Source organism: Streptomyces sp. NPDC031064 (assembly GCF_055570965.1).
Genome location: NZ_JBVIGF010000012.1, coordinates 22,786 through 44,571 on the forward strand (window position 1 = coordinate 22,786; position 21,786 = coordinate 44,571).

At 73.0% G+C, this 21,786-nt stretch carries 23 protein-coding genes; 13 read left to right on the top strand and 10 right to left on the bottom strand.

The window, feature by feature from the left end; genetic code table 11:
• Positions 1 to 79 precede the first annotated feature (79 nt).
• Entirely contained in the window at positions 80 to 1,060 is a 981-nt protein-coding gene (locus ACZ46W_RS33055) for a DMT family transporter (protein WP_468345649.1), read from the top strand.
• Between the two features lie 65 nt (positions 1,061 to 1,125).
• Here the strand turns inward: ACZ46W_RS33055 and ACZ46W_RS33060 are convergent, their stop codons facing one another.
• On the bottom strand, positions 1,126 to 1,818 hold the full coding sequence (locus ACZ46W_RS33060) for a pyridoxamine 5'-phosphate oxidase family protein (RefSeq protein ID WP_468345651.1): 693 nt from the start codon (positions 1,816 to 1,818) through the stop codon (positions 1,126 to 1,128).
• 23 nt (positions 1,819 to 1,841) lie between these two features.
• On the opposite strand from ACZ46W_RS33060, the gene ACZ46W_RS33065 reads away from it, so the two are divergent.
• Positions 1,842 to 3,176, top strand: coding sequence for an aminotransferase class I/II-fold pyridoxal phosphate-dependent enzyme (locus tag ACZ46W_RS33065; protein WP_468345653.1), 1,335 nt, complete (start codon positions 1,842 to 1,844; stop codon positions 3,174 to 3,176).
• A 28-nt stretch (positions 3,177 to 3,204) separates the two neighbouring features.
• Here ACZ46W_RS33065 and ACZ46W_RS33070 read toward each other — a convergent pair whose 3' ends face one another.
• Positions 3,205 to 4,263: a DMT family transporter gene (locus ACZ46W_RS33070; RefSeq protein ID WP_468345655.1), complete on the bottom strand. Its 1,059-nt coding sequence runs from the start codon at positions 4,261 to 4,263 to the stop codon at positions 3,205 to 3,207.
• Positions 4,264 to 4,337: 74 nt separating this feature from the next.
• On the opposite strand from ACZ46W_RS33070, the gene ACZ46W_RS33075 reads away from it, so the two are divergent.
• Complete coding sequence (locus tag ACZ46W_RS33075) at positions 4,338 to 5,243, top strand: LysR family transcriptional regulator (protein ID WP_468345657.1); 906 nt, start codon at positions 4,338 to 4,340, stop codon at positions 5,241 to 5,243.
• Between the two features lie 172 nt (positions 5,244 to 5,415).
• Here the strand turns inward: ACZ46W_RS33075 and ACZ46W_RS33080 are convergent, their stop codons facing one another.
• Positions 5,416 to 5,895 carry a pyridoxamine 5'-phosphate oxidase family protein gene (locus ACZ46W_RS33080; RefSeq protein ID WP_468345659.1) on the bottom strand — a complete coding sequence of 160 codons (480 nt, stop codon included), beginning with the start codon at positions 5,893 to 5,895 and terminating at the stop codon, positions 5,416 to 5,418.
• 108 nt (positions 5,896 to 6,003) lie between these two features.
• Between ACZ46W_RS33080 and ACZ46W_RS33085 the strand changes: the two genes are divergently transcribed.
• On the top strand, positions 6,004 to 6,729 hold the full coding sequence (locus ACZ46W_RS33085; RefSeq protein ID WP_468345661.1) for a cysteine hydrolase family protein: 726 nt from the start codon (positions 6,004 to 6,006) through the stop codon (positions 6,727 to 6,729).
• Here ACZ46W_RS33085 and ACZ46W_RS33090 read toward each other — a convergent pair.
• Both ACZ46W_RS33090 and ACZ46W_RS33095 read right to left on the bottom strand, forming a co-directional pair.
• The gene (locus ACZ46W_RS33090; protein WP_468345663.1) at positions 6,716 to 7,216 is read right to left on the bottom strand and encodes a Rieske (2Fe-2S) protein; all 501 of its coding nucleotides are present in this window, start codon (positions 7,214 to 7,216) and stop codon (positions 6,716 to 6,718) included. The genes ACZ46W_RS33085 and ACZ46W_RS33090 overlap by 14 nt on opposite strands.
• 86 nt (positions 7,217 to 7,302) lie before the next feature.
• Positions 7,303 to 9,447, bottom strand: a complete 2,145-nt coding sequence (locus tag ACZ46W_RS33095) for a S9 family peptidase (RefSeq protein ID WP_468345665.1) — start codon at positions 9,445 to 9,447, stop codon at positions 7,303 to 7,305.
• 34 nt (positions 9,448 to 9,481) lie between these two features.
• On the opposite strand from ACZ46W_RS33095, the gene ACZ46W_RS33100 reads away from it, so the two are divergent.
• The 7 genes from ACZ46W_RS33100 (at position 9,482) to ACZ46W_RS33130 (ending at position 15,764) form a co-directional block, all read left to right on the top strand.
• Complete coding sequence (locus ACZ46W_RS33100; RefSeq protein ID WP_468345667.1) at positions 9,482 to 10,339, top strand: HipA family kinase; 858 nt, start codon at positions 9,482 to 9,484, stop codon at positions 10,337 to 10,339.
• Positions 10,336 to 10,719, top strand: a complete 384-nt coding sequence (locus tag ACZ46W_RS33105; RefSeq protein WP_468345669.1) for a DUF3037 domain-containing protein — start codon at positions 10,336 to 10,338, stop codon at positions 10,717 to 10,719. Before ACZ46W_RS33100 ends, ACZ46W_RS33105 begins: the two co-directional genes overlap by 4 nt.
• A gap of 145 nt (positions 10,720 to 10,864) precedes the next feature.
• Complete coding sequence (gene fabG, locus ACZ46W_RS33110; RefSeq protein WP_468345671.1) at positions 10,865 to 11,626, top strand: 3-oxoacyl-ACP reductase FabG; 762 nt, start codon at positions 10,865 to 10,867, stop codon at positions 11,624 to 11,626.
• A 26-nt stretch (positions 11,627 to 11,652) separates the two neighbouring features.
• Positions 11,653 to 12,420 (top strand): SDR family oxidoreductase, encoded by a 768-nt coding sequence (locus ACZ46W_RS33115; RefSeq protein ID WP_468345672.1) that lies wholly within the window; start codon positions 11,653 to 11,655, stop codon positions 12,418 to 12,420.
• Between the two features lie 119 nt (positions 12,421 to 12,539).
• A complete protein-coding gene (locus tag ACZ46W_RS33120) occupies positions 12,540 to 14,117 on the top strand; it encodes an ABC transporter substrate-binding protein (RefSeq protein WP_468345674.1) in 1,578 nt (525 codons plus the stop codon).
• 285 nt (positions 14,118 to 14,402) lie between these two features.
• The gene (gene ung / locus ACZ46W_RS33125; RefSeq protein WP_468345676.1) at positions 14,403 to 15,086 is read left to right on the top strand and encodes a uracil-DNA glycosylase; all 684 of its coding nucleotides are present in this window, start codon (positions 14,403 to 14,405) and stop codon (positions 15,084 to 15,086) included.
• A gap of 261 nt (positions 15,087 to 15,347) precedes the next feature.
• Entirely contained in the window at positions 15,348 to 15,764 is a 417-nt protein-coding gene (locus tag ACZ46W_RS33130) for a hypothetical protein (protein WP_468346000.1), read from the top strand.
• Positions 15,765 to 15,798: 34 nt separating this feature from the next.
• On the opposite strand, the gene ACZ46W_RS33135 is transcribed toward ACZ46W_RS33130, so the two are convergent.
• Positions 15,799 to 16,296 (bottom strand): hypothetical protein, encoded by a 498-nt coding sequence (locus ACZ46W_RS33135; protein WP_468345678.1) that lies wholly within the window; start codon positions 16,294 to 16,296, stop codon positions 15,799 to 15,801.
• 88 nt (positions 16,297 to 16,384) lie between these two features.
• The gene (locus ACZ46W_RS33140; protein WP_468345680.1) at positions 16,385 to 16,975 is read right to left on the bottom strand and encodes a TetR/AcrR family transcriptional regulator; all 591 of its coding nucleotides are present in this window, start codon (positions 16,973 to 16,975) and stop codon (positions 16,385 to 16,387) included.
• An 82-nt stretch (positions 16,976 to 17,057) separates the two neighbouring features.
• Between ACZ46W_RS33140 and ACZ46W_RS33145 the strand changes: the two genes are divergently transcribed.
• Complete coding sequence (locus tag ACZ46W_RS33145; RefSeq protein WP_468345682.1) at positions 17,058 to 18,287, top strand: FAD-dependent monooxygenase; 1,230 nt, start codon at positions 17,058 to 17,060, stop codon at positions 18,285 to 18,287.
• Between the two features lie 10 nt (positions 18,288 to 18,297).
• Positions 18,298 to 19,206: a Gfo/Idh/MocA family protein gene (locus tag ACZ46W_RS33150; protein WP_468345684.1), complete on the top strand. Its 909-nt coding sequence runs from the start codon at positions 18,298 to 18,300 to the stop codon at positions 19,204 to 19,206.
• Here the strand turns inward: ACZ46W_RS33150 and lnt are convergent.
• The 3 genes from lnt to ACZ46W_RS33165 form a co-directional block, all read right to left on the bottom strand.
• Positions 19,127 to 20,725, bottom strand: coding sequence for an apolipoprotein N-acyltransferase (gene lnt, locus ACZ46W_RS33155; protein WP_468345686.1), 1,599 nt, complete (start codon positions 20,723 to 20,725; stop codon positions 19,127 to 19,129). The genes ACZ46W_RS33150 and lnt overlap by 80 nt on opposite strands.
• 54 nt (positions 20,726 to 20,779) lie before the next feature.
• Positions 20,780 to 21,241 (bottom strand): nuclear transport factor 2 family protein, encoded by a 462-nt coding sequence (locus ACZ46W_RS33160; RefSeq protein ID WP_468345688.1) that lies wholly within the window; start codon positions 21,239 to 21,241, stop codon positions 20,780 to 20,782.
• A 154-nt stretch (positions 21,242 to 21,395) separates the two neighbouring features.
• A complete protein-coding gene (locus ACZ46W_RS33165; protein ID WP_355368172.1) occupies positions 21,396 to 21,611 on the bottom strand; it encodes a hypothetical protein in 216 nt (71 codons plus the stop codon).
• Positions 21,612 to 21,786: the final 175 nt, after the last annotated feature.

Here is a 21,786-nt window from a genome sequence, read left to right on the forward strand (position 1 = left end):
AGTCCCCGGGCGGTTCGTCGCTGCCCGCGTGCGGAGTCGAGCGGCCAACCATCTGTCTGTCTTCGTGCGGAGAAGTCACGTGTCGAATTCCCCTGTTCCGTCCGCTGTGCCCGGTGCGTCCGGCGTGCCCATCGGGCGGAGCCTCTTCTATCTGATCGTCGCCGGGATCGCCTGGGGTACTGCCGGGGCGGCCGCCTCGCTGGTGTTCCTGGTCAGCGACCTCGGCCCACTGGCCCTGTCGTTCTGGCGCTGCGCCGGCGGCCTCGTGCTGCTGCTCGGCGCGCTGGCGGTGCGGCGCCGTCGCACCTCGCGGGCGGTGGAGCCCCGGCGGCGGCGGTTGCTGCGCATCCTCGGTACGGGCGTCGGGCTCACCGTCTTCCAGAGCGCCTACTTCGCCGCCGTCGAGCTGACCGGCCTCGCGGTCGGCACGGTCGTCACGCTGGGCGCCGGACCCGTGCTGATCGCGCTGGGCGCGCGGCTGACCATGGGGGAGCGGCTCGGGCGCGGCGGAGTCGTCGCGGTCGCGGGCGCGCTGGCCGGACTCGCCGTGCTGGTGCTCGGCGGCGGGGGCGCGGCGGTGCACCCCGCGGGGGTGGCCCTCGCGGTGCTGTCCGCCGCCGCGTACGCCGCGCTCACCCTGCTGACGCGGTGGCTCGGGCGGGACGGTGGCGGCGCGGCCGCGCTGACCACGACCACCTGGGCCTTCGCGGTCGGCGCGGTGGGCCTGCTGCCGATGGCGGTGGCCGAGGGACTGGTCCCGCACACCGCCGAACTCGCGAAGGTGGCGGGGCTGATGCTGTACGTGGCGGCCGTCCCGACCGCGCTGGCGTACGCGCTGTACTTCGCGGGCGCGGCCGTCGTCCGGGCCGCGACCGTCTCCGTGATCATGCTCCTGGAGCCGGTCAGCGCGGCGGTCATCGCGGTCACGGTGCTCGGTGAGCGGCTGACCGGCGCGACGGTGGCCGGGACGCTGCTGCTGCTCGGCGCCGTCGCGGGGCTGGCTGCCGCGGAGGCGCGGGTCGCGGTGGGGCGGCGCCGGGTGACGGCACCGGCCGCCTGAGGGGTGTGGGGCGGGGAAGCGTCCCCGCCCCACCTCTCGGGCTGCCGGGCGTCTGGCTCCTCGACTCAGAGCTCGGTGACGTAGTCGGGGACCGGGACGGTCGGGGCCAGGTCGGATGCCGGGACGGGGGTGCCGTAGGTGGTACGGACCGGGACGACGCCCGTCCAGTGGGGGAGGGCGAGGTCCTCCGGGTCGTCGTTGGGGCCGCCCGTGCGGAGCTTGGCGGACACCTCGGCGAGGTCCAGGCGCAGGACGGCGGTCGCCGCGAGCTCCTTGGCGTTGGCCGGGCGGGAGTCGGCGGAGCGCCCCGGGACCACGTGGTCGACGAGGGCGTCGAGCGCGGTGCGCTTCTCCTCCGGGTCGGTGACCTGGTGGGCGATGCCGTGGACGACGACCGAGCGGTAGTTGATCGAGTGGTGGAACGCCGAGCGGGCCAGGACCAGGCCGTCGACGTGCGTGACGGTCAGGCAGACAGGAAGCCCCGGGTCGGCCTGGCCCGCCATGCGCAGCGGGCGCGAGCCGGTGGAGCCGTGGACGTAGAGGCGGTCGCCGACCCGGCCGTACAGCGTGGGCAGGACCACGGGCGCGCCGTCGCGGACGAAACCGAGGTGGCAGACGTACGCCTCGTCGAGTATCGCGTGCACCAGCTCGCGGTCGTAGGAGGCGCGTTCCCGGGAGCGGGTGGGGACGGTGCGCTCGGTCGGCTGGTACTCCGTGGCGTCCTGCGACGTCGAGTCCTGCGGCATTGCGTACTCCATTGCACTAGTGCATAATCTGGTTTGTGCTAGGAGAGTATCGGATCGTCGGTCGGCGTGCATCGGAGATTGCCGCGAGCGTGGAGCGGGGCGTCGGCTCGGGAGAGCTGGAGCCGGGCCAACTGCTGCCGCCCATGCGGGAGTTGGCGGCACGCCTGGGCGTCAATCCCAATACGGTCGCGGCCGCCTACCGGACCTTGCGCGAGCGCGGGGTGATCGAGACGGCCGGGCGCAGGGGCAGCCGGGTGCGCCACCGCCCGGCGACCACCGCGCGCGGGTCCATCCGGATCGAGGCGCCCGAAGGCGTACGGGACGTCGGGAAGGGCAACCCCGACCCGGCCCTGCTGCCGCCGCTCGGCGAGGCGCTGGCGGCCGCGGCGCACCGGGATGCCGAGGAGCGGGGGCTCTACGGGCAGGCCCCCGTGGACGAGGACTTCGCACGGCTCGCCCGAGCGGCGCTGGACGCCGACGGCGTGCCGGACGGGCCGGTCGCCGTCACGTCCGGTTCGCTGGACGCCATCGAGCGCGTGCTCTCCGCCCACCTGCGCCCCGGTGACGCCGTGGCCGTCGAGGACCCCGGCTGGGGCGCCCTCCTCGATCTCGTACCGGCCCTGGGGCTGAAGCCCGTGCCGGTCGCCCTCGACGACGACGGGCCGCTGCCGGATGAGGTGGAACGGGCGCTCGGCGACCTCGGGGCGCGGGCTCTCATCGTGACCGACCGGGCGCAGAACCCGACCGGCGCGGTGGTGGGCGCCGAGCGGGCGGCGGAGCTGCGGCGGGTGCTGGCCGCGCACCCGGGTGTGCTGGTCATCGAGGACGACCACGGGAACGGGTTCGTGGACGAGCCGCTGCACCCGCTCGCGGGCGTGACGGACCACTGGGTGCTGATCCGGTCGGTCGCCAAGGCGTACGGCCCCGATCTGCGGGTCGCGGCGCTGACCGGCGACCCGGTCACCGTCGACCGGGTGCTGGGCCGGCAGCGCCTGGGGCCGGGCTGGGTGAGCCGCCTGTTGCAGCGTGCCGTCGCGCACCTGTGGCGGACCGGCGCGGTGGACGCGCGGGCGGTCGCCGCGGCGTACGCCGAGCGGCGCGACGCGCTGGTGGCGGCCCTGGCGCGGCGGGGCGTGGAGGCGCACGGGCGAAGCGGCCTGAACGTGTGGGTGCCGGTGGCCGACGAGACCGGGGCGGTGGCGCGGCTGCTGCACGCGGGGTGGGCGGTGGCGCCCGGAGCCCGGTTCCGGATGGCGACCGGACCGGGCGTGCGGATCACCATCTCGGGCCTGGCGACGGCGGACCTGGAGCCGCTCGCCGACGCGATCGCCGCAGCGGCCGGCCCCCTGGAGGCGCGCAGCTACGGCTGAGGGGTTTCGGGGGCGGGGCCGGGCCGGGTTACGGCTGGCGGGGCGTTCCGGGGCGGGGGCGGCTGCGGCGGGTCCGGCGGGTCCAGCGGCGCTGGGTCCCGGAGCGCTGGGTCCCGCGGCGGTTCTGGCGGGTCTGGCGGGCCTGGCGGCTTTGGGTGAGGGCCGCGCCGGCCAGGACGATCAGGGCTCCGACGGGGGTGTTCCAGGTCAGGGCCTCGCCCAGGAGTGTGACGCCCGCGGCGGTGGCGATGACCGGGATGAAGTAGGTGACCATCTGGCCGGTCGTCGGGCCGACCTCGGCGACGATCCCGTACTGGATCAGGACCGCGAACCCCGTGCCCAGCGCGCCGAGCGCGACCACCGCGAGCACCGGTACGACCGGGAAGGCGGTCGGCCACGTGGTGAACAGCGGGGTGACCACGGCGAGTTGCAACGTGGCGAGGAAGAGCTGCGCACCGGTCAGGGACAGGTGCGAGTCACCGTGGCCCGCGAGCGTACGGCGGACGTAGATCCAGCCGATGGGATAGCTGAGCGAGGCCAGCAGTGCCATCGCGGTGCCCGTGACGTCCAGCCCGGAGAACCCCTGCCAGGCCCCGAGCACGGTCAGCACGCCGATGAAGCCGATGCCGAGGCCCGCCACCCGGCGGCGCGTGGGACGGTCCTCCGACAGGGCGACCAGGGACAGGGCCATGCCCCACAACGGGGAGGTGGCGTTGCAGATGCCGGCGAGCGTCGAGGGGATCGTCAGCTCGGCGTACGCGAAGAGCGAGAACGGCAGGGCGTTGAGGAGGAACGCCGCCACCGCCAGATGGCCCCACGTCCGGACGCCGCGCGGCAGTCGCGCGCGTCTGACCGCCATGGCGACGGCGAGCACCGCGGTGCCGAACAGCAGCCGGCCGAAGGTGACCTGGAAGGGGGCGAAGGCATGGGTGCCCACCTTGATCAGCAGGAAGCTGAAGCCCCACACGAGGGAGAGCAGCGCGAAGCGGAGGCGCCAGTCGAGGGTGCGGCGGGGTGCGGGGGGTGCCGTCGACGTGGTGGACGGCGTGGGCAGCGAGCGGCGGGAGGTCGGGGTTGCGGTGCTCATGACGGACACGATGGCCGACGCGACCTCGTAGGACAAGCGAGATTTCGTGGTCCGGTTCGCTTAGCATTGCTTACATGTTGAACCTGGAGCGCCTGCGTACCCTCGACGCCCTCGCCCGCCACGGCTCCGTCAGTGGCGCGGCGGACGGGCTGCACGTGACGACATCGGCGGTCTCGCAGCAACTGGCCAAGCTGGAACGGGAGGTCGGGCAGCAGCTCGTCGCCAAGAACGGGCGCGGTGTGCGGCTGACCGACGCGGGCCTGCTGCTGGCCGATCACGCGGCGCGCATCCTGTCCCAGGTGGAGCTGGCCCAGGCGGACATCGAGGCGCAGCGCGGCCAGGTGGTGGGCGAGGTGCGGCTGGCCGGGTTCCCGACGGCGGCGCGCGGGCTGTTCCCGGCGGCGATCTCCGCGCTGCGGCGGGACCACCCCGACCTGGTCGTACGCACCAGCGAGCTGGAGCCGGAACACGGCATACGCCACGTGATGCGCGGCGACATGGACCTCGCCGTGGTGCTCGACTGGAACAACAAGCGGCTGCCCGTCCCGGCGGGGCTGGCCAGGGCGCAGTTGCTGGACGACGCCGCCGACGTGGCGCTTCCGGCCGGTCATCCGCTCGCCGGGCGGGCGGAGCTGGACCTGGAGGACCTCGCGGACGAGGACTGGGTGTCCTGGCCGGAGGGCGAATTCTGCTACGAGTGGCTGATGTTCACGCTGCGCGCCAAGGGCGTCGAGCCCCGTATCGCCCACCTGGCGGGGGAGCACCACACGCAGCTCGCGCTCATCCAGGCGGGCCTCGGCGTGTGCGTCACGCCCCGCCTGGGGCGCGGTTCCGTGCCGGAGGGCGTCGTCCTCGTGCCCGTACGCCACCGGATGCTGCGGCACATCTACGCGGTGTGGCGCTCGGACGCGGACCGGCGGCCCTCGATCAGGGCGGCGGTGGAGGCGCTGCGAGAGGTGGGGCGCGCGGTGAGTAGTTGACGGTCAGGGGTTGTGGCTTTGCTTGGGGCTCGGGCCGGGGCCGGCTTGGGGCTCGGGTCGGGCCTCACCCGGGGGCCGGCTCGGGGCTCGGCTTGGGGCTCGGGTGGGGGCTTCACTCGGGGTCGGCTCGGGGGCTCGGCTCGGGGCTCGGCTTGGGGCTCGGGTCGGGGCTTCACTCGGGGCCCGGCTCGTGGCTCAGCTTGCGGAAGTCCCAGGACGCGACGGCGTCCGGGGTCAGCCGCAGCCAGGCGTGACGGCCGTCGTGGGGCATCGCGTCCAGGCCGAAGTTCTTGGCGGCGAACAGCCGCTCGGCCGCCTCCAGTTCGGGGCACGGCTCTCCCGTGCGCGGCGCCTCGCCGACGAAGACCGCCGTGCCGGACAGCTCGACGCCCCGCAGCTCGCCGTACTCCTCGCCGTCGTCGACCACGACGGCGATCCGCGGGTCGCGGCGCAGGTCCGCCCAGCGCCGGCTGCGGGTGAGGGAGTACAGCCACAGCGACGTCCCGTCCCATGCGAACCACAGGGCGCCGACGTGCGGCCGGCCGTCGGGCGAGACGGTCGCCACCCGGCAGGTGCGCTGCTCGGTGAGGTACGCGTCGAGCTCGGACTCCGACATCATGATGCGCCGGCCCCGGCGCTGGGTGACCGCCATGGCGCTCGCCTCGCTTCCTGATGGAGTGTCAGAAAGCATGGAGTGTCTTCCCCGTCCGCGCAATGGGTCTCTTCCGTCCCCGTCCAATGGGGGCTACCCTCCCGCCGCATGCCGACGTTCGAACAGCTCCGCGAGCAGCTCGACCCCGCCCGTACGGTGCTGCTCACCGTCGAGTGCCAGCGCGGCGTCGTGGGCCCCGGCAGCGCCCTGCCCGAACTCGCTGCCGAGGCCCGGTCGTCGGGCACCCTGCACCGGGTGGCCCGGCTGGTCGCCGCCGCGCACGAGGCCTCCGTGCAGGTGCTGCACGCGGTGGCGGAGCGGCGCCCCGACGGGCGGGGAGCGAGCCGCAACGCCCGGCTCTTCCGGGCGGCCGAACGGCTCCCCGTACAGCAGCACACCGGGTCCACCGCCGTCCGGATCGCCGAACCCATCGAGGTGGCCGACGAGGACATCGTCGTACGCCGACTGCACGGACTGTCGCCGATCGCGGGCACGGACGTCGACGCGCTGCTGCGCAACCTGGGCTGCCGGACCCTGCTCGTCACCGGCGTCTCCGCGAACGTCGCGATACCGAACGCCGTCTTCGACGCCGTGAACCTCGGCTACACGGCCGTGGTTCCGGCGGACGCCATCGCGGGGCTCCCCTCCGACTACACCTCCGCGATGGTCCGGCACACGCTCGCGCTGGTCGCCACGGTCACCACCACCGACGACGTGCTCGCCTGCTGGAAGCGGCCCTGGCGTGGCGGCGCCGGCGGCACCGGCTACCTCGGCGGCAACGGCACCGGCGTCGGCACCGGCGGAAGCGGCACCGGCGGCGTCACGCGAGCGTGATCGAGTCGCCCTGGACCGTGATCGACGCGGTGGGCAGCGGGGTGGTGGCCGGGCCCGCCTTGACGCTGCCGTCCGTCGCGTCGAACTTGCTGCCGTGGCACGGGCAGTTGATGATGCCGTCGGCCACGTCCTTGACCGCGCATCCCGCGTGCGTGCACTTCGACGAGAACGCCTTGAACTCGCCCGCCTTCGGCTGGGTCACCACGACGTCGCCGAAGACCTTGCCGCCGCCCTCCGGGATGTCCGTCGTCTTGGCCAGCACCTTGCCCCCGGAACCGGAACCGGAACCGGAGCCCGAACCGGAACCGGCTGCGCCGCCGGTCGTCGCTCCGGTGGTGCCACTGCCCGCGGGGGCGTCGCCGGCGGACCCGGCCGGGCTGTCCGATCCTCCGCACGCGGTGAGTACGGCGGCCAGGCCGGCCCCGCTCGCCGCCGCGACGACGGTACGGCGCGCCACTGCCTTGCTGGTCCCCTGCGATCCGGTCATTCCGGCATCCCTTCCGTGGAGGTCACGTGGAGGTCATGACGACGTCAACGCGTCACCGGGGAGTACGACGGGACGGCACGGGGTGTTCAGTCGCCCAACGACCTTTTCAGGAACTCCACTTCCGCCACCAACTGGCTGCTCGCCACATCCTCCCTGGTCACCGTGTGTGTCGCGCCCGGCAGGGACAGCACACTGTGGGGCCGCCCGGCCGCCAGCAGCGCGGCGGAGAACCGCAGGGTGTGGGCCACCACCACATTGTCGTCGGCGAACCCGTGCATCAGCAGCAGCGGCCGGGTCAGCAGATGCGCGTACGACAGGTGGGAGGACCGTTCGTAGTTCTCCGGCCGGACGTCCGGGTGGCCAAGGAAGCGTTCCTCCCAGTGCGTGTCGTAGAGCCGCCGGTCGGTCGGCGCGGCGCCCGCGACGGCCGCGTGGAACACGTCGGGGCGGTGCAGTACGGCACCGATGGCGAGGTAACCGCCGTACGACCAGCCCCGGATGCCGACCCGGTCCGTATCCAGGTCCGGGTACCGCTCGGCGGCCGCGTGCAGCGCGTCCACCTGGTCCTCCAGCGGAGCGGTCAGCCGGTCGCCGTGGATCGCCGTCTCCCACGCCCGGCCGCGCCCCGGTGTGCCGCGTCCGTCCGTGACCAGCACCGCGAAGCCCTGCTCGGCGAACCACTGGGCCACCGCGCCGTACCAGCCGGCCGCCCGCACGGCGAGCTGGATGCCGTAGCCCGCGTACGGGCTGAGCAGCACGGGCAGTCGGCCGGAGCCCGGTTCGTACCAGGACGGCAGGTGGAGGTGGCTGCGCAGTTCGCGGGCGCCCAGCGACAGATGGACGGGCCGTGCTGTCACGAGGGGCGTCTCGGCCAGTACGGCGATGCTCCCGGCGGGCTTTCCGCCGCGCAGGACGGTCACCGTCCGTCCGCTCTCCGTCCGGCTGTCCAGGACGACCGTGTCGCCGCCGACCGCGGCCGCGTGGACGCCCGGCTCCCGGCTCACCCGGTTGAACCCGTCCGCCGGGTCGTACGCCCACACATGGACCTCGGTGGGCTCCTCGCCCGCGGTGAAGTACACCCGCTCGCCGGCCGTGCCGAGGACGGCGCGCACCTCGAGCCCGGGCGGGCTCGCCACCCGCCCGACGCGCAGGCCGCGGACGTCGTCGCGTACGACGGTCACGACCGGCGTCCCGGCGGCGGTGCGGGCCGGGACGCCCGGTGTGAGCTCCACCCAGGCCCGGTCGCGGCGGTGGACCAGCGCGCGGGTCGCACCCGTGTCCGGATCGATCGCCAGCAGCTCGGCCGACCGCTGGTCCCGCGTCTGGACCTCGACGAAGGGCCCGCACCCGTCCCAGCCGGCGGCGGTGACGTACTCGAACCGGGTGTCGGTCCACGCGCCCGACGGATGGGCATCCGGATCGGTCCGCGCCGGTGTGCGCACCGGTATCCGGACGGGTGTCCGGCCGCCGTCCAGGCGCAGGACGTGAAGCGACACCTCCGCGTTGGCCGTACCGGCCGCCGGGTAGCGCACCGCGCGCGGCGGCTTCGACGGATCGGCCGGGTCGGCGAGGTACCACCGCCCCACGCGCGCGTGATCCGTCCGTGCCACCAGCAGGGCGTCCCCGTCCGGCGACCACCAGTGGCCGCGAGGCCGCCCGATCGACTCGGCCGACACGTGGTCCGACAGCCCGTAGGCGACGTCCGGCCCTTCCGGTGCGGCCAGCAGCCGGTCCTCGGTGCCGTCCTCGGCGCGTACGACCCGGAGGGCACCCCCCGTCACGTAGGCGACGAGCGAACCGTCCGGCGACGGCCTCGGGTCCACGGCCGGCCCCGCCGTCGGGACGCGCCACGGGGCGCCGCCATCGGTCCGTACCGCCCACACCGCACCGCCCAGCGCGAACACCGCCACGCGAGCGTGCCGGTCGGTGGCGTAACCGACCACCCCGGTCGCCGTCACCCGGTCGCGCTCCCGGCGCACCCGCTCCGCCTCCGGAACGTCCTCCTCCCGGTCACCGCCCAGCCCGGACGGATCGGCCAGGAGCCGTTCCTCGCCATCCTCGTACAGCCACAGCCGCGCGACCGTGTCGGAGCCCGAACCCGTCCGCACGAACAGCACCCGGTCGCCGTCCGGGGAGACGGTGAACGCACCCGGAACGCCGAGCGAGAAGCGGCGCGTACGGGCGAACTGGCGGGGAAAACCGGGCACATGGAGGCGGGGGTGGATATTCATGGGGCAGATCATGACAGGCACGTAATGTGGGGGGATGCTCCCCGAAGTCACAGCGACCCGCTATGTCACGCCCTTGCGTGAGGGCGGCTCCCTCCCCGGCATCGTCGAGGCCGACGATCTGGGCACGTACGTCATGAAGTTCACCGGCGCCGGGCAGGGCCGCAAGACCCTCGTCGCCGAGGTCATCTGCGGGCAGCTCGCCCGCCGGCTCGGCCTGCGCGTCCCCGAGCTGGTCACCATCCAGCTCGATCCCGTCATCGGACTGGGCGAGCCCGACCAGGAGGTGCAGGAGCTGCTCAAGGCGAGCGGCGGGCTGAACCTCGGCATGGACTACCTCCCCGGATCGATCGGGTTCGACCCGCTCGCCTACGCGATGGACCCGGAGGAGGCGGGGCGGGTCGTCTGGTTCGACGCGCTCATCAACAACGTCGACCGTTCCTGGCGCAACCCCAACATGCTCGTCTGGCACGGCGAGCCGTGGCTGATCGACCACGGCGCCACCATGATCTGGCACCACAACTGGCCGGGCGCCCGGGCCTCCGCCGCCAAACCCTACGACGCCTCCGACCACGTCCTCGCGACCTTCGCGCCCGACGTCGCGGCCGCGGCGGCCGAACTGGCCCCGCTGGTCACCGAGGAGCTCCTGACCGAGGTGGCCGCCGACGTGCCCGACGAGTGGCTGGTCGACGAGCCGGGCTTCGACACGTCCGACGCACTGCGCCGCGCCTACGTGGACGCCCTGCTGCCGCGCGCCGCGACCATCCACGAGCGGATCACGCTGGGGGAGCGTACGGGGGACAAGCCGTCCCAGGCCCCCGGGTGGCTGACCCACCACCTGGCACCCTGGCCGCACCCCACCAAGCACGACCGCACGAAGGACAGCAGCGAGTGACCGACCGGGACGTCTTCGAGTACGCGCTGCTGCGCGTCGTACCGCGTGTCGAGCGCGGCGAGTGCTTCAACGCGGGCGTGGTGGTCTACTGCCGCGCCAAGGCCTTCGTGTGCGCCCGCACGCACCTGGACGAGGCGAAGCTGCTGGCGCTGGACCCGGAGGCCGACGTGACCGGCGTACGGGCCGCCCTGCGCGCCGTGGAGGGCGTGTGCGAGGGCGGCGAGCACGCGGGCCAGGCGGCCCGCGACGACGCCGGGCGCCGCTTCCGGTGGCTGATCGCGCCGCGCTCCACGGTCGTCCAGCCCGGGCCCGTGCACACCGGGCTGACCGCCGATCCGGAGGGCGAGGCACAGCGGCTGCTCGACCTGCTGGTGCGCTGAGTGACCTGGTGCACCCGGTCGGCCGTTGACACCGGGTGCCAGGGTCTCTAGCGTCTCGTCTGCTGAAGGTACTAAGCGGTCGCTCACCGGCATGGACGTGTCGGCCGAGCCGCTTATCCGGGATCCAAGGGCGAGGAGAACCAGCATGTCCACCACCGAGCAGCGCGTCGCCGTCGTGACCGGGGCCGCGCGGGGCATTGGCGCCGCCACCGCGGTCCGGCTCGCGGCCGAGGGCCGCGCCGTCGCCGTACTCGACCTCGACGAGGCGGCCTGCAAGGACACCGTCGAGAAGATCACCGCGGCGGGCGGCAGGGCCATCGCCGTCGGCTGCGACGTCTCCGACAGCGCCCAGGTGGAGGCCGCCGTCGCGCGCGTCGCCACCGAGCTCGGCGCGCCGACGATCCTCGTCAACAACGCGGGCGTGCTGCGCGACAACCTGCTCTTCAAGATGAGCGAGTCCGACTGGGACATCGTGATGAACGTGCACCTCAAGGGCGCGTTCCTGATGGCCAAGGCCTGCCAGAAGCACATGGTCGACGCGGGCTTCGGCCGGATCGTCAGCCTCTCCTCGTCCTCGGCGCTCGGCAACCGCGGCCAGGCCAACTACTCCGCCGTCAAGGCCGGACTCCAGGGCTTCACCAAGACCCTCGCCAAGGAGCTCGGCAAGTTCGGCATCACGGCCAACGCCGTGGCGCCCGGCTTCATCGTTACCGAGATGACCGCGCAGACCGCCGCGCGCGTGGGCATGGGCTTCGAGGAGTTCCAGGCCGCCGCCGCCACCCAGATCCCCGTCCAGCGCGTCGGCCGGCCGGAGGACGTCGCCAACGCCATCGCCTTCTTTGCGGGTGACGACGCCGGGTTCATCTCCGGCCAGGTCATGTACGTGGCCGGCGGCCCGCTCAACTGAGGACCGAGGCGAGAGGAACGACGGACATGACCACCGAGGAACTTCCCCCACTGTCCGGCAAGGTCGCCCTCGTCACGGGCGGCAGCCGGGGCATCGGCTACGGCGTCGCGGAGGCGCTCGTGGCCCGCGGCGACCGGGTGTGCATCACCGGCCGCGGCGAGGACGCGCTCAAGGAGGCCGTGGAGCGACTGGGCGCCGACCGCGTGATCGGCGTCGCCGGCAAGGCACACGACGAGGCGCACCAGGCGCTCGCCGTGGAGCGCACCATGGAGGCGTTCGGCCGCGTCGACTTCCTGATCAACAACGCGGGCACGAACCCGGTCTTCGGCCCGATGGCCGACATGGACCTGAACGTCGCGCGCAAGGTGTTCGAGACCAACGTCATCTCGGCGCTCGGGTTCGCCCAGCTCACCTGGAAGGCGTGGCAGAAGGAGAACGGCGGTGCGATCGTGAACATCGCGTCGGTCGCCGCCCTCGCCCCCTCGCCCTTCATCGGCGCCTACGGCATGAGCAAGGCCGCCATGGTCAATCTGACCCTCCAGCTCGCCCATGAATTCGCCCCGGTGGTGAGGGTCAACGCCATCGCCCCTGCCGTCGTGAAGACGAAATTCGCCCAGGCCCTCTACGAGGGCCGGGAAGCGGAGGCCGCGGCCGCGTATCCGCTGGGCAGGCTCGGCGTGCCCGAGGACATCGGCGGAGCCGCCGCATTTCTCACCTCCGGCCAGTCGGACTGGATCACGGGCCAGACCCTGGTCGTCGACGGCGGAATTTTCCTCAATGCCGGAGTCGGCTGATCCCGATTTTCCCGATTGACCGCTGATTGCCGCAAGCGCCCCGCCCGGCCACCACATTGACCCGGCGGGGCGCTGCGGTATGGTCGGCCGACCCATGGCTGAACGAGGAGCGTGCGCACGTGTTCAACCGGACCAGTCTGCAGGCGGCTGCAGCCCTTGCGTCCATATCCCTGCTGGCGGGATGCAGTCTCTTTTCGGGGGATGACGCCGATGGGGAGAACAAGATCGTAGTCGGTACGACGAGCGCCCCCAGCACGCTCGACCCCGCCGCTGCTTGGGACGGCTCCTGGGAGCTGTACCGGAATGTCTTCCAGACCCTTCTGAGCTTCCCGACCGGGAGCGCGGCGCCCCAGCCGGACGCGGCGGAGTGCAAATTCACGGACACCGTGAGCAAAGTCTTCGAATGCCGGCTCAAGGAAGGGCTGGCCTTCTCCGACGGCGGGAAGCTCGACGCCCGGGCCGTGAAGCATTCGATCGACCGGATCCGGACGATCAACGCCAAGGGTGGCCCCGCTCCTCTGCTCGGTTCCCTCGACAAGATCGTGACCACCGGCGACAGGGTCGTCACGTTCCACCTGAAGGAATCGGACGCCACCTTCCCGTTCATCCTGGCCACCCCTGCCATGTCCATCGTCCCGCCCGAGAAGTACCCGGCGGACGCGCTGCGCGAGGACGGCAAGCTCACCGGCTCCGGCCCGTACGTGCTCAACTCGTACGAGGAGGGCGCCAAGGCCGAGCTCACCAAGAACCCCACCTACAAGGGTTTCGCCAACCGCAAGAACGACGGCGTCACCATCCGGTACTTCCAGGACTCCGAGGCGATGGTCGGCGCGCTGCGGGAGAAGGAGATCGACGCCACCTACCGAGGTCTGACCGCGGAGGAAGTCGTCCAGCTCCGGGAGAAGAAGCCGGAGAACGAGGGGCTCCAGGTCGTCGACTCGACCGGCGCGGACATCCGCTACCTGGTGTTCAACGCCCAGGACCCGTCCGTGAGCAAGCTCGCGGTACGGCAGGCGATCGCCCAGGTCGTCGACCGTGAGGCGCTGGTCGCCAAGGTGTACCAGGGCACCGCCGAGCCGCTGTACTCGATGGTCCCGAAGGGCATCGCCGGGCACACCACCGCCTTCTTCGACCGGTACGGCGAGCCGGACGTCGACAAGGCCAGGAAGCTGCTGAGCGAGGCGGGCGTCGACGGCCCGGTGGCGCTGACGCTGTGGTACACCACCGACCGTTACGGCTCCTCCACCGAGGCCGAGTTCAAGGAGCTCAAGCGGCAGCTCGACGCGTCGGGGCTGTTCAAGGTCACGCTGAACGGCAAGCCCTGGAAGGAGTTCCAGGCGGGCTACCAGAAGGGCCAGTACCCGGTCTTCGGGCGAGGCTGGTTCCCCGACTTCCCGGACCCCGACAACTTCATCGCCCCGTTCGTCGGCAAGGAGAACGTGCTCTCCACGCCGTACGTGCGGCCGGAGATCACCGACCAGCTCCTGCCCAAGTCCCGCAAGGTCAGCGACCGGGGGGCGGTCACGGAGGAGTTCGAGCGGGCGCAGGAGATCCTCGTGGACGACGTGCGGCTGCTGCCGCTGTGGCAGGGCAAGCTCTACGTCGCGGCGAGTGAGGAGATCGCCGGCGGTGAGCGGGCGCTGGACCCGCAGACGGTCATGCAGATGTGGGAGTTGCAGCGCAAGACCAGTTGGTGAGGACCGGATCGGTCTTCGTCGGACCGGCTCGTCTTCGTCGGGCCGGATGTTCTTCGTCGGGTCGGCCGGTCCTCATCGGGCCGCATGGTCTTCGTCGGGCCGGCTCGTCTTCGTCGGACCAGTTCGTCTTCGTCGGGCCGGCCGGTCCTCATCGGGCCGGCCGGTGAAGACCGGGTGTGATCGGTTCGACGATCGGTTGGAAGATCGGCTGGTAGGGCCGGTTGTCAGTGGTCACCGGTAAGTTCTGGGAACAGAAAAGGCGATCACCCACCGGAGGTTGTTCACGTGACCGACACCGACATGCTGCCCGAGTCCTGGCGCGGCGTCCTCGGCGACGAGCTGCAGAAGCCGTACTTCAAGCTGCTCACCGAGTTCGTCGAGGAGGAGCGGGCCAAGGGGCCGGTCTACCCGCCGCGCGAGGAGGTGTTCGCCGCCCTCGACGCCACTCCGTACGACAAGGTCAAGGTCCTCATCCTGGGCCAGGACCCGTACCACGGGGAGGGCCAGGGACACGGCCTGTGCTTCTCGGTGCGGCCGGGCGTCAAGACCCCGCCCTCCCTGCGCAACATCTACAAGGAGATGCAGGAGGAGCTCGGGCACCCGGTGCCGGACAACGGGTACCTGATGCCGTGGGCGCAGCAGGGTGTCCTGCTCCTCAACGCGGTGCTGACAGTCCGGGCCGGCGAGCCGAACTCGCACAAGGGCAAGGGCTGGGAGAAGTTCACGGACGCGGTGATCAGCGCGGTGGCCTCCCGGCCCGACCCGGCCGTCTTCGTGCTGTGGGGCAACTACGCGCAGAAGAAGCTGCCGCTGATCGACGAGACGCGGCACGTGGTGGTCAAGGGTGCGCACCCCTCGCCGCTCTCCGCGAAGAAGTTCTTCGGCTCCCGCCCCTTCACGCAGATCGACAAGGCCGTCGCCGACCAGGGTCACGCCCCCATCGACTGGCGCATCCCGAACCTGGGCTGACGCGGGGCTCGGCGGGCCGACGAGGGGGCGGGGTCGCGGGCCCGGGCCGCCCGATGGGGTGGCGGCCTCGGGGCCTCCCGGCGGTGCTCCGGAGCGGGCACGTGGTTGCCGCGCCATCGAGCCTGACCGGGAATGCCGGTGAGTGCGGCTAGCGTCGGAACACCGGCCCGGGGACCTCGCCGGTCCCGGGGCCGGGACGCCGACGGACGAGTGGAGGCCGCAGTGTGGGAGCACCAGCAGGACGTGTCCGGGGACGCCGTGATGACCAGGATCGGGCAGACGAGGATGCTCCTCCACGGAGGGGACCGGGAGGAGGCCCGCAACCGGTTCGGTGAGCTGTGGGAGCGGCTCGGGGCGGACGGCGACCCGCTCCACCGCTGCACGCTCGCGCACTACATGGCCGACGCCCAGGACGACCCCTACGACGAGCTCGCCTGGGACCTGCGGGCCCTGACCGCCGCGGAAGGTGCGGACGGCCGCCACGTGGCGCTGCGCGCCCTGTACCCGTCCCTCCACCTGAACCTCGCCGCCGACTACGTCAAGCTCCGGCGCCCGGACGCCGCGCGGATGCACCTGGACCGCGCCCGCGCCGCCTCGGACGCCCTCGACGACGACGGGTACGGAAACGGCGTCCGCGCGGCCATCGCCCACCTGGCCGAGCGCCTCGGCGCGGAGTGACGCCGGGGCGCCCGGACCGGGCCCCGCTGACGGGTCAGTGCCCGTAGGCCTCGCGGCAGATCCTGGCCTGGCGGCTGTCGGGGTTCCAGTCGCCGTAGCTGCGGCCGAGCGCGCATACGTCGGGGACGGTGTCCGGGAGGGGCGGCACGGCGGGGCGCTCGATACGGGGGAGCCGTTCGCGGATCCGTTCCGACGAGGGCAGCCGTACCGGCTGGTCGGCGCGCGGCGCGGTGGGCGGGGTGGCGGGCGGCGCGGGGGCCGGTGCGCGCCCGGCGTCGTCGCCCGGGACCGGGGACGAGGGGGGCGCTGACGGGGATCGGGGGGCGGGCGCCGTGGTGGGCGGCAGGGCGGCCTCCAAGGCCTCCCGCGCGGGGCCCTCGAGGATCTGCGGTACGACGTCCTGGCCGGCCGGGTGGCTCGCCTCCGGGGCGGTCGGTACGGGGGCGGCGCCCGGGTCCACCGACACGCAGCCGGAGACGGCCGCCACGGCCACGGTGGCCAGGACCTTCGCTGTGATTCTCGTTCGATGCACCCCGTAACTCTGGTCGTTGACCGGCCCTTTGGGGATTGCTACCCGCGGTTATTGGTCCGCACGGGTGATGGGTGTGACCGCCTGATGATCACTCCGGGGCCGTGGGGCGGGTGCCGAGCATCCCGCTCAGCAACTCCCCGAAACCGGCACGCAGTTCCTCACGGCTCGGTACGGCGGAGTGGAACGCCCCCACCGCGCAGGAGAACATCAGCCCCTCGCACCAGGCCACGAGGGACAAGGTGTGCCATTCGGGCCGCGCCGAACCGGCCCCCCTCATCAGTGCCGTCAGCGGCTCCCGGAACCGCCGCCCCGTCTCGTCGTAGAAGGTGCGCAGCTCGGGGCGGCGGGTGGCCTCCAGCCCCAGTTCGTACCGCGCGACGAGCAGGTCGCGGTGGCTCGTCAGGTAGCGGTGCAGCGCCAGGGACAGGGCGTCCACCAGTGCGTCGAGGCCATCACCCGGCGCCGGCATCTCCTCCATGGCCAGGACCTGCGCCTCTCGGTCCGCGAGCCGCCGCACCGCCGTCTCCAGCAGTGCCTGCCGGGTGCGGGCGTAGTTGGACGTCGAGCCCTGGGGGAGCCCGGCGGCCTCGTCCACCGCGCGGTGGGTCAGTCCTCGCATGCCCCGCTCGACGAGCAGGGTCAGCGCGGTGTCGGCGATCAGCTCGGCACGTGCGGTCATGGGGACCAACCTACCGGCCCCACTACATCCGTAGTACGGTAAAAGTGTCACTACAGATGTAGTTCGGCTTCCCGGAGGAGTCATGGACAACCGCACCGCCGCGCCCCGAGCCGTCGTCATCGGGAGCGGAATCGGCGGACTGACCGCCGCCGTCGCCCTGCACCGGAGCGGCTGGCACGTCACCGTCCTGGAACGCGCCCCTTCGCTCCAGCCCGTCGGCGCCGGCATCGGCCTCGCCCCCAACTCGCTGCGGGCCCTCGACGTCATCGGCCTCGGCGACGAGATCCGCGCCCTCGCGACCTGGCAGGGCGACGGAGGCATGCGCACGCCCGACGGCCGCTGGCTGTCCCGTACGGACGCGCAGGCCGCCGCCGACCGGTTCGGCGACCCGCTCGTCCCCGTCCACCGGGCCACCCTCATCGACGCCCTCGCCGCCCGGCTCCCGGACGGAGCCGTCCGCACCGGCTCACCCGCCACCCTCGCCGACCCGGGATCCCCCACAGGGCACCGCCCCGCCGTGGTCACCACCCCGGACGGCGACATCGAGGCCGACCTCGTCATCGGCGCCGACGGCATCAACTCCGCCGTCCGCCGCGCCCTGTTCCCGCGGCACCCGGAGCCCGAGTACGCCGGTTTCACCACCTGGCGCGTACTCATCCCGGCCCCCGAACAGCCCTTCCAGCCCCACGAGACCTGGGGCCGGGGCGCCCTGTGGGGCACGCAGCCGCTCAAGGACGGCCGCGTCTACGCGTACGCCGCGGCCGCCGCCCCGCCCGGAGGCCGCGCCGCCGACGACGAACGCGCCGAACTCCAGCGCCGCTTCGGGACCTGGCACGACCCCATCCCCACGATCATCGCCGCCGTCGCCCCCGACCAGGTCCTCCGGCACGACGTCCGCCACCTGACCACCCCGCTGCCCGCCTTCCACCGCGGCCGGACCGTCCTGCTGGGCGACGCCGCCCACCCCATGGCACCCAACCTCGGGCAGGGCGGCAACCAGGCCATCGAGGACGGCGTCGTCCTCGCCCACCACCTGCCACCGCACCACGACCTGGGCGCCGGCCTCGCCGCGTACTCCGCCGCCCGCCTGCCGCGCACCACCCGCATCGTCCGCAAGTCCGCGCGCGTGGCCAGGCTGCTGACGCTCACCAGCGCACCCGCCGTCGCCGTCCGCGACACTCTGATGGCCCTCTCCCGCTTCGGCCCCGGCCTCGCGCTGCGCACCTTCGACGGAATCGCCGACTGGCGGCCGCCCCAGCACACGTATTCTGACCGGGCACACCAGCGCGACGAGGGTGGCGCCCGGCGATAGGGAGAGCGTTGTGAAGATCGGCTGCATCGGACTCGGCGACATCGCGCAGAAGGCGTACCTGCCGGTGCTCGCCACCATCCCGGGCGCCGAACTGCACCTCCAGACCCGGACCCCGGCGACCCTCAACCGGGTCGCGGCGACCTACCACGTGCCCGCCGACCGGTGCCACACCGACCTGGACGCGCTGCTCGCCACCGGCCTCGACGCCGCGTTCGTGCACGCCCCGACGTCCGTGCACGCCGAGATCGTCGGACAACTGCTGGCGGCGGGCGTGCCGACGTACGTGGACAAGCCCCTCGCGTACGAACTCGACGACTCCCGCCGCCTCGTGGAGCTCGCCGAACTGCGCGGCGTCAGCCTCGCCGTCGGCTTCAACCGCCGCCTCGCTCCCGGTTACGCCCAGTGCCTGGACCACCCGCGCGACCTGATCCTGATGCAGAAGAACCGGATCGGCCTGCCCGAGGACCCGCGCACCCTCGTGCTGGACGACTTCATCCACGTCGTCGACACCCTGCGCTTCCTCCTGCCCGGGCAGGTCGAGCACACCGACGTACGCGCCCGGGTCCAAGGCGGCCTCCTGCACCACGTCGTGCTCCAGCTCTCCGGCGACGGCTTCACCGCCATCGGCATGATGAACCGGATGAACGGCTCCACCGAGGAGATCCTCGAAGTGTCCGGACAGGAGACCAAGCGCCAGGTCCTCAACCTCGCCGACGTCATCGACCACAAGGGCCAGCCCAGCATCCGGCGGCGCGGCGACTGGGTGCCGGTCGCCCGCCAGCGCGGCATCGAACAGACCGTGCACGCCTTCCTCGACGCCGTACGGGCCGGGAAGACGCTCAGCGCCCGGGACGCACTCGCGACCCACGAACTGTGCGAACGGGTGGTACGGGAGTGCCTGGAGCAGAGCGCCGCCTGACCGTCCGTACGCCCTCAAGGGCACCGAGCACGGCCAGCACCGCCACGGCCCCGTACACCGGCCAGTCACCGAACCGGACGTACGGGGTCGTCCCGCCGGCCAGCGGAACCTCGTACACGGCGGCCGTACTCGCCTCCGTACCGAGCGGGGAACCGACGCGGCCGCCGTCCGGGCCGTAGACCGCGCTCACGCCGGTCAGCGTCGCGTGCACCATCGGCCGCCCCGTCTCGGCCGCCCGCAGTGCCGCCAGCGACGCGTGCTGCCCCGGCGCCCAACTGTCCTGGAACGTCGACGTCGCCGACTGCGCCACCAGCACCTGCGCCCCCTCCCCGGCCAGGTACCGGCTCATGTCGGGAAACGCCGACTCGAAGCAGACCAGCGGGCCCAGCCGCAGCCCCCGCTCCCCGACGGTCATCACCACCGGGCCCTCGCCGCGCCGGCGGTCCTCCGTCGCCGCCTTGCCGACCGAGGTGGCCCAGCCCAGCACCGACCGGAACGGGACGTACTCGCCGAACGGCACCAGCCGCATCTTGTCGTAACGGTCACCCGTCGTGCCCTCGGGCCCGACGAGCACGCTGCTCTTGTAGATGCCCGGCCGGTCCGAGCGGCGCGCGTCCACGTTGACCAGCACCTCGGCGCCGACGTCCCGGGACAGCGCCGCGAGCCGCCGCGTGAACTCGGGCCGAGCCGTCAGGTCCGCCCCGACGCTGCTCTCGCCCCACACCACCAGGTCCACGTCCTCCCGGCCGGCCAGCTCCCGGGTCAGCTCCACGCCCCGCGCGAACCGCCGTTCCGCCCCGCCCACCCCGTTGATGACCCCCGGCTGTACGACGGCCACACGGACGTGCCCGGTCGGCTGTGGGGCCTGCACCCACCACGCCGCCGCCCCGATGGCGACCGCGCACACCGCGAGGCCCGCCACCGCCGTCGTACGCAGGGAGCGCACCGACACCAGGAGGGTCACCACGGTGTTGACCGCCACCACGAGCAGCGTCACCAGCCACACGCCGCCGAGCGACGCCACCCGCAGCGCGGGCGACACCTGCCACTGGCTGGCCCCCAACAGCCCCCATGGTCCGCCCAACCCCTCCCAGGAGCGGACCAGTTCGACCATCAGCCAGCCCGACGGCACGACGACGAGAGCGCCCGCGGCACGCGCGCGTGACGGTGTCCCCGCCAGCATCCGCCGCACCAGCGGCCCCCACGGCGCCCACAACAGCCCCACCAACGCGGCCAGCAGCAGGATGAACACATGGAGGCTCGGCATCAGCCAGTGATGGACCGCGAGCATGAACCCGAGGCCGCCCAGCCAACCGTCCAGCACCGCCCGGCGACCCGTGCGTGCCGTACGGATCAGCAGCATCCACGGCACCAGCGCGACGTACGCCCACCACCACAGGGACGGCGCCGGAAAGGCGAGCGCGGGCAGCGCCCCGGCCGCGACCGCGGCGGCGCCCCGCCACCACGGGGACGTCAGCAGGGGCCTTCCGTCACCCCGCCGGCCGACCGGAATCCGCATACCGCGCCTCCTCGCACTGGGGCCCTCATGACGCCTCCAGTGTGCTGGAGCGGGTCATTCCGCCGACAGTACGCCGCCCGGAGCGCGCCGCCACTTCTCGTGCACCACCACCGTGCGCAATCGCCAGCCGCCGTCCGTGCGCGACAGCGCGAACGCGTACCGCCCGCCCGAGACGAAGTCGTCCCCCGCCGCCATCCGCATCGGGTTCACATAGTCGGCCAGCGCCTCCGCGCTGTCGCCCGGATACCCGCCCAGATCCTCGATCCGGACCCGCCGGTTGACGATCAGGTGCTGGCGCACGGGAAACAGCTTCATCGTCTCCGCCAGCCAGCCGGCGACCTCGCCCGCCGCGCCGGCGACTCCGCCCGCGCCCCGGTAGTCGGCCTGCCCGTCCGCTGTGAACAGCTCCCGGTACGCGGCCCAGTCCGCGTCGTCCACCGCCACCGCGTACCGGGTGATCAGCTCGTCGATGGCCAGCCGGTCCATCACGGTCGCGAGGTCCACGCGCTGCGTCATCGCTTCAGTGTCGGGCAGCGGGAGCCGCGGGCCAAGAGCCCTGCACGCACCGCCCCCGCCCACCCGTCCCTCATGCCCGTCCGCATGCCCGTCCTCAGGCCTGCCCCCAGGCCTGTCCTCACGTTCGTCCTCACGTCCGCCCTCGTTCCGGCCCTCACGCGGCTTCCCACTGGTGGGCCCGGCCGCCGCGCCACTCCACCAGATGCGGGTCGTCCAGTGAGATGTCGGCCTCGTCCAGCCCCGCCCGACGCAGGAACTCGATGAGGTCCGCGTCGTTGTGGGCGAGCCCCACAATCTGCCCGCGTATGGTCACGCGCCGCCCGCCGCCGGGGGAGGGGCGGTGCACGACGATGGGTGCCTGCCAAGCCATGGGACCAGGGTGCGCCGCCCGCCGCGTGATCGCAGCCGGGGCCCGCCCGAGCCAGGCTGGGAGCCGATTCACACGGGGTGTGAATGGAATACGTGCATATATGCGTCGCGCGCCCTCGCGCCGAGCCGCCCGGCGCGGGAGGCTCTCAGTGCGTGTTCGGGACGGAGGACCCGGG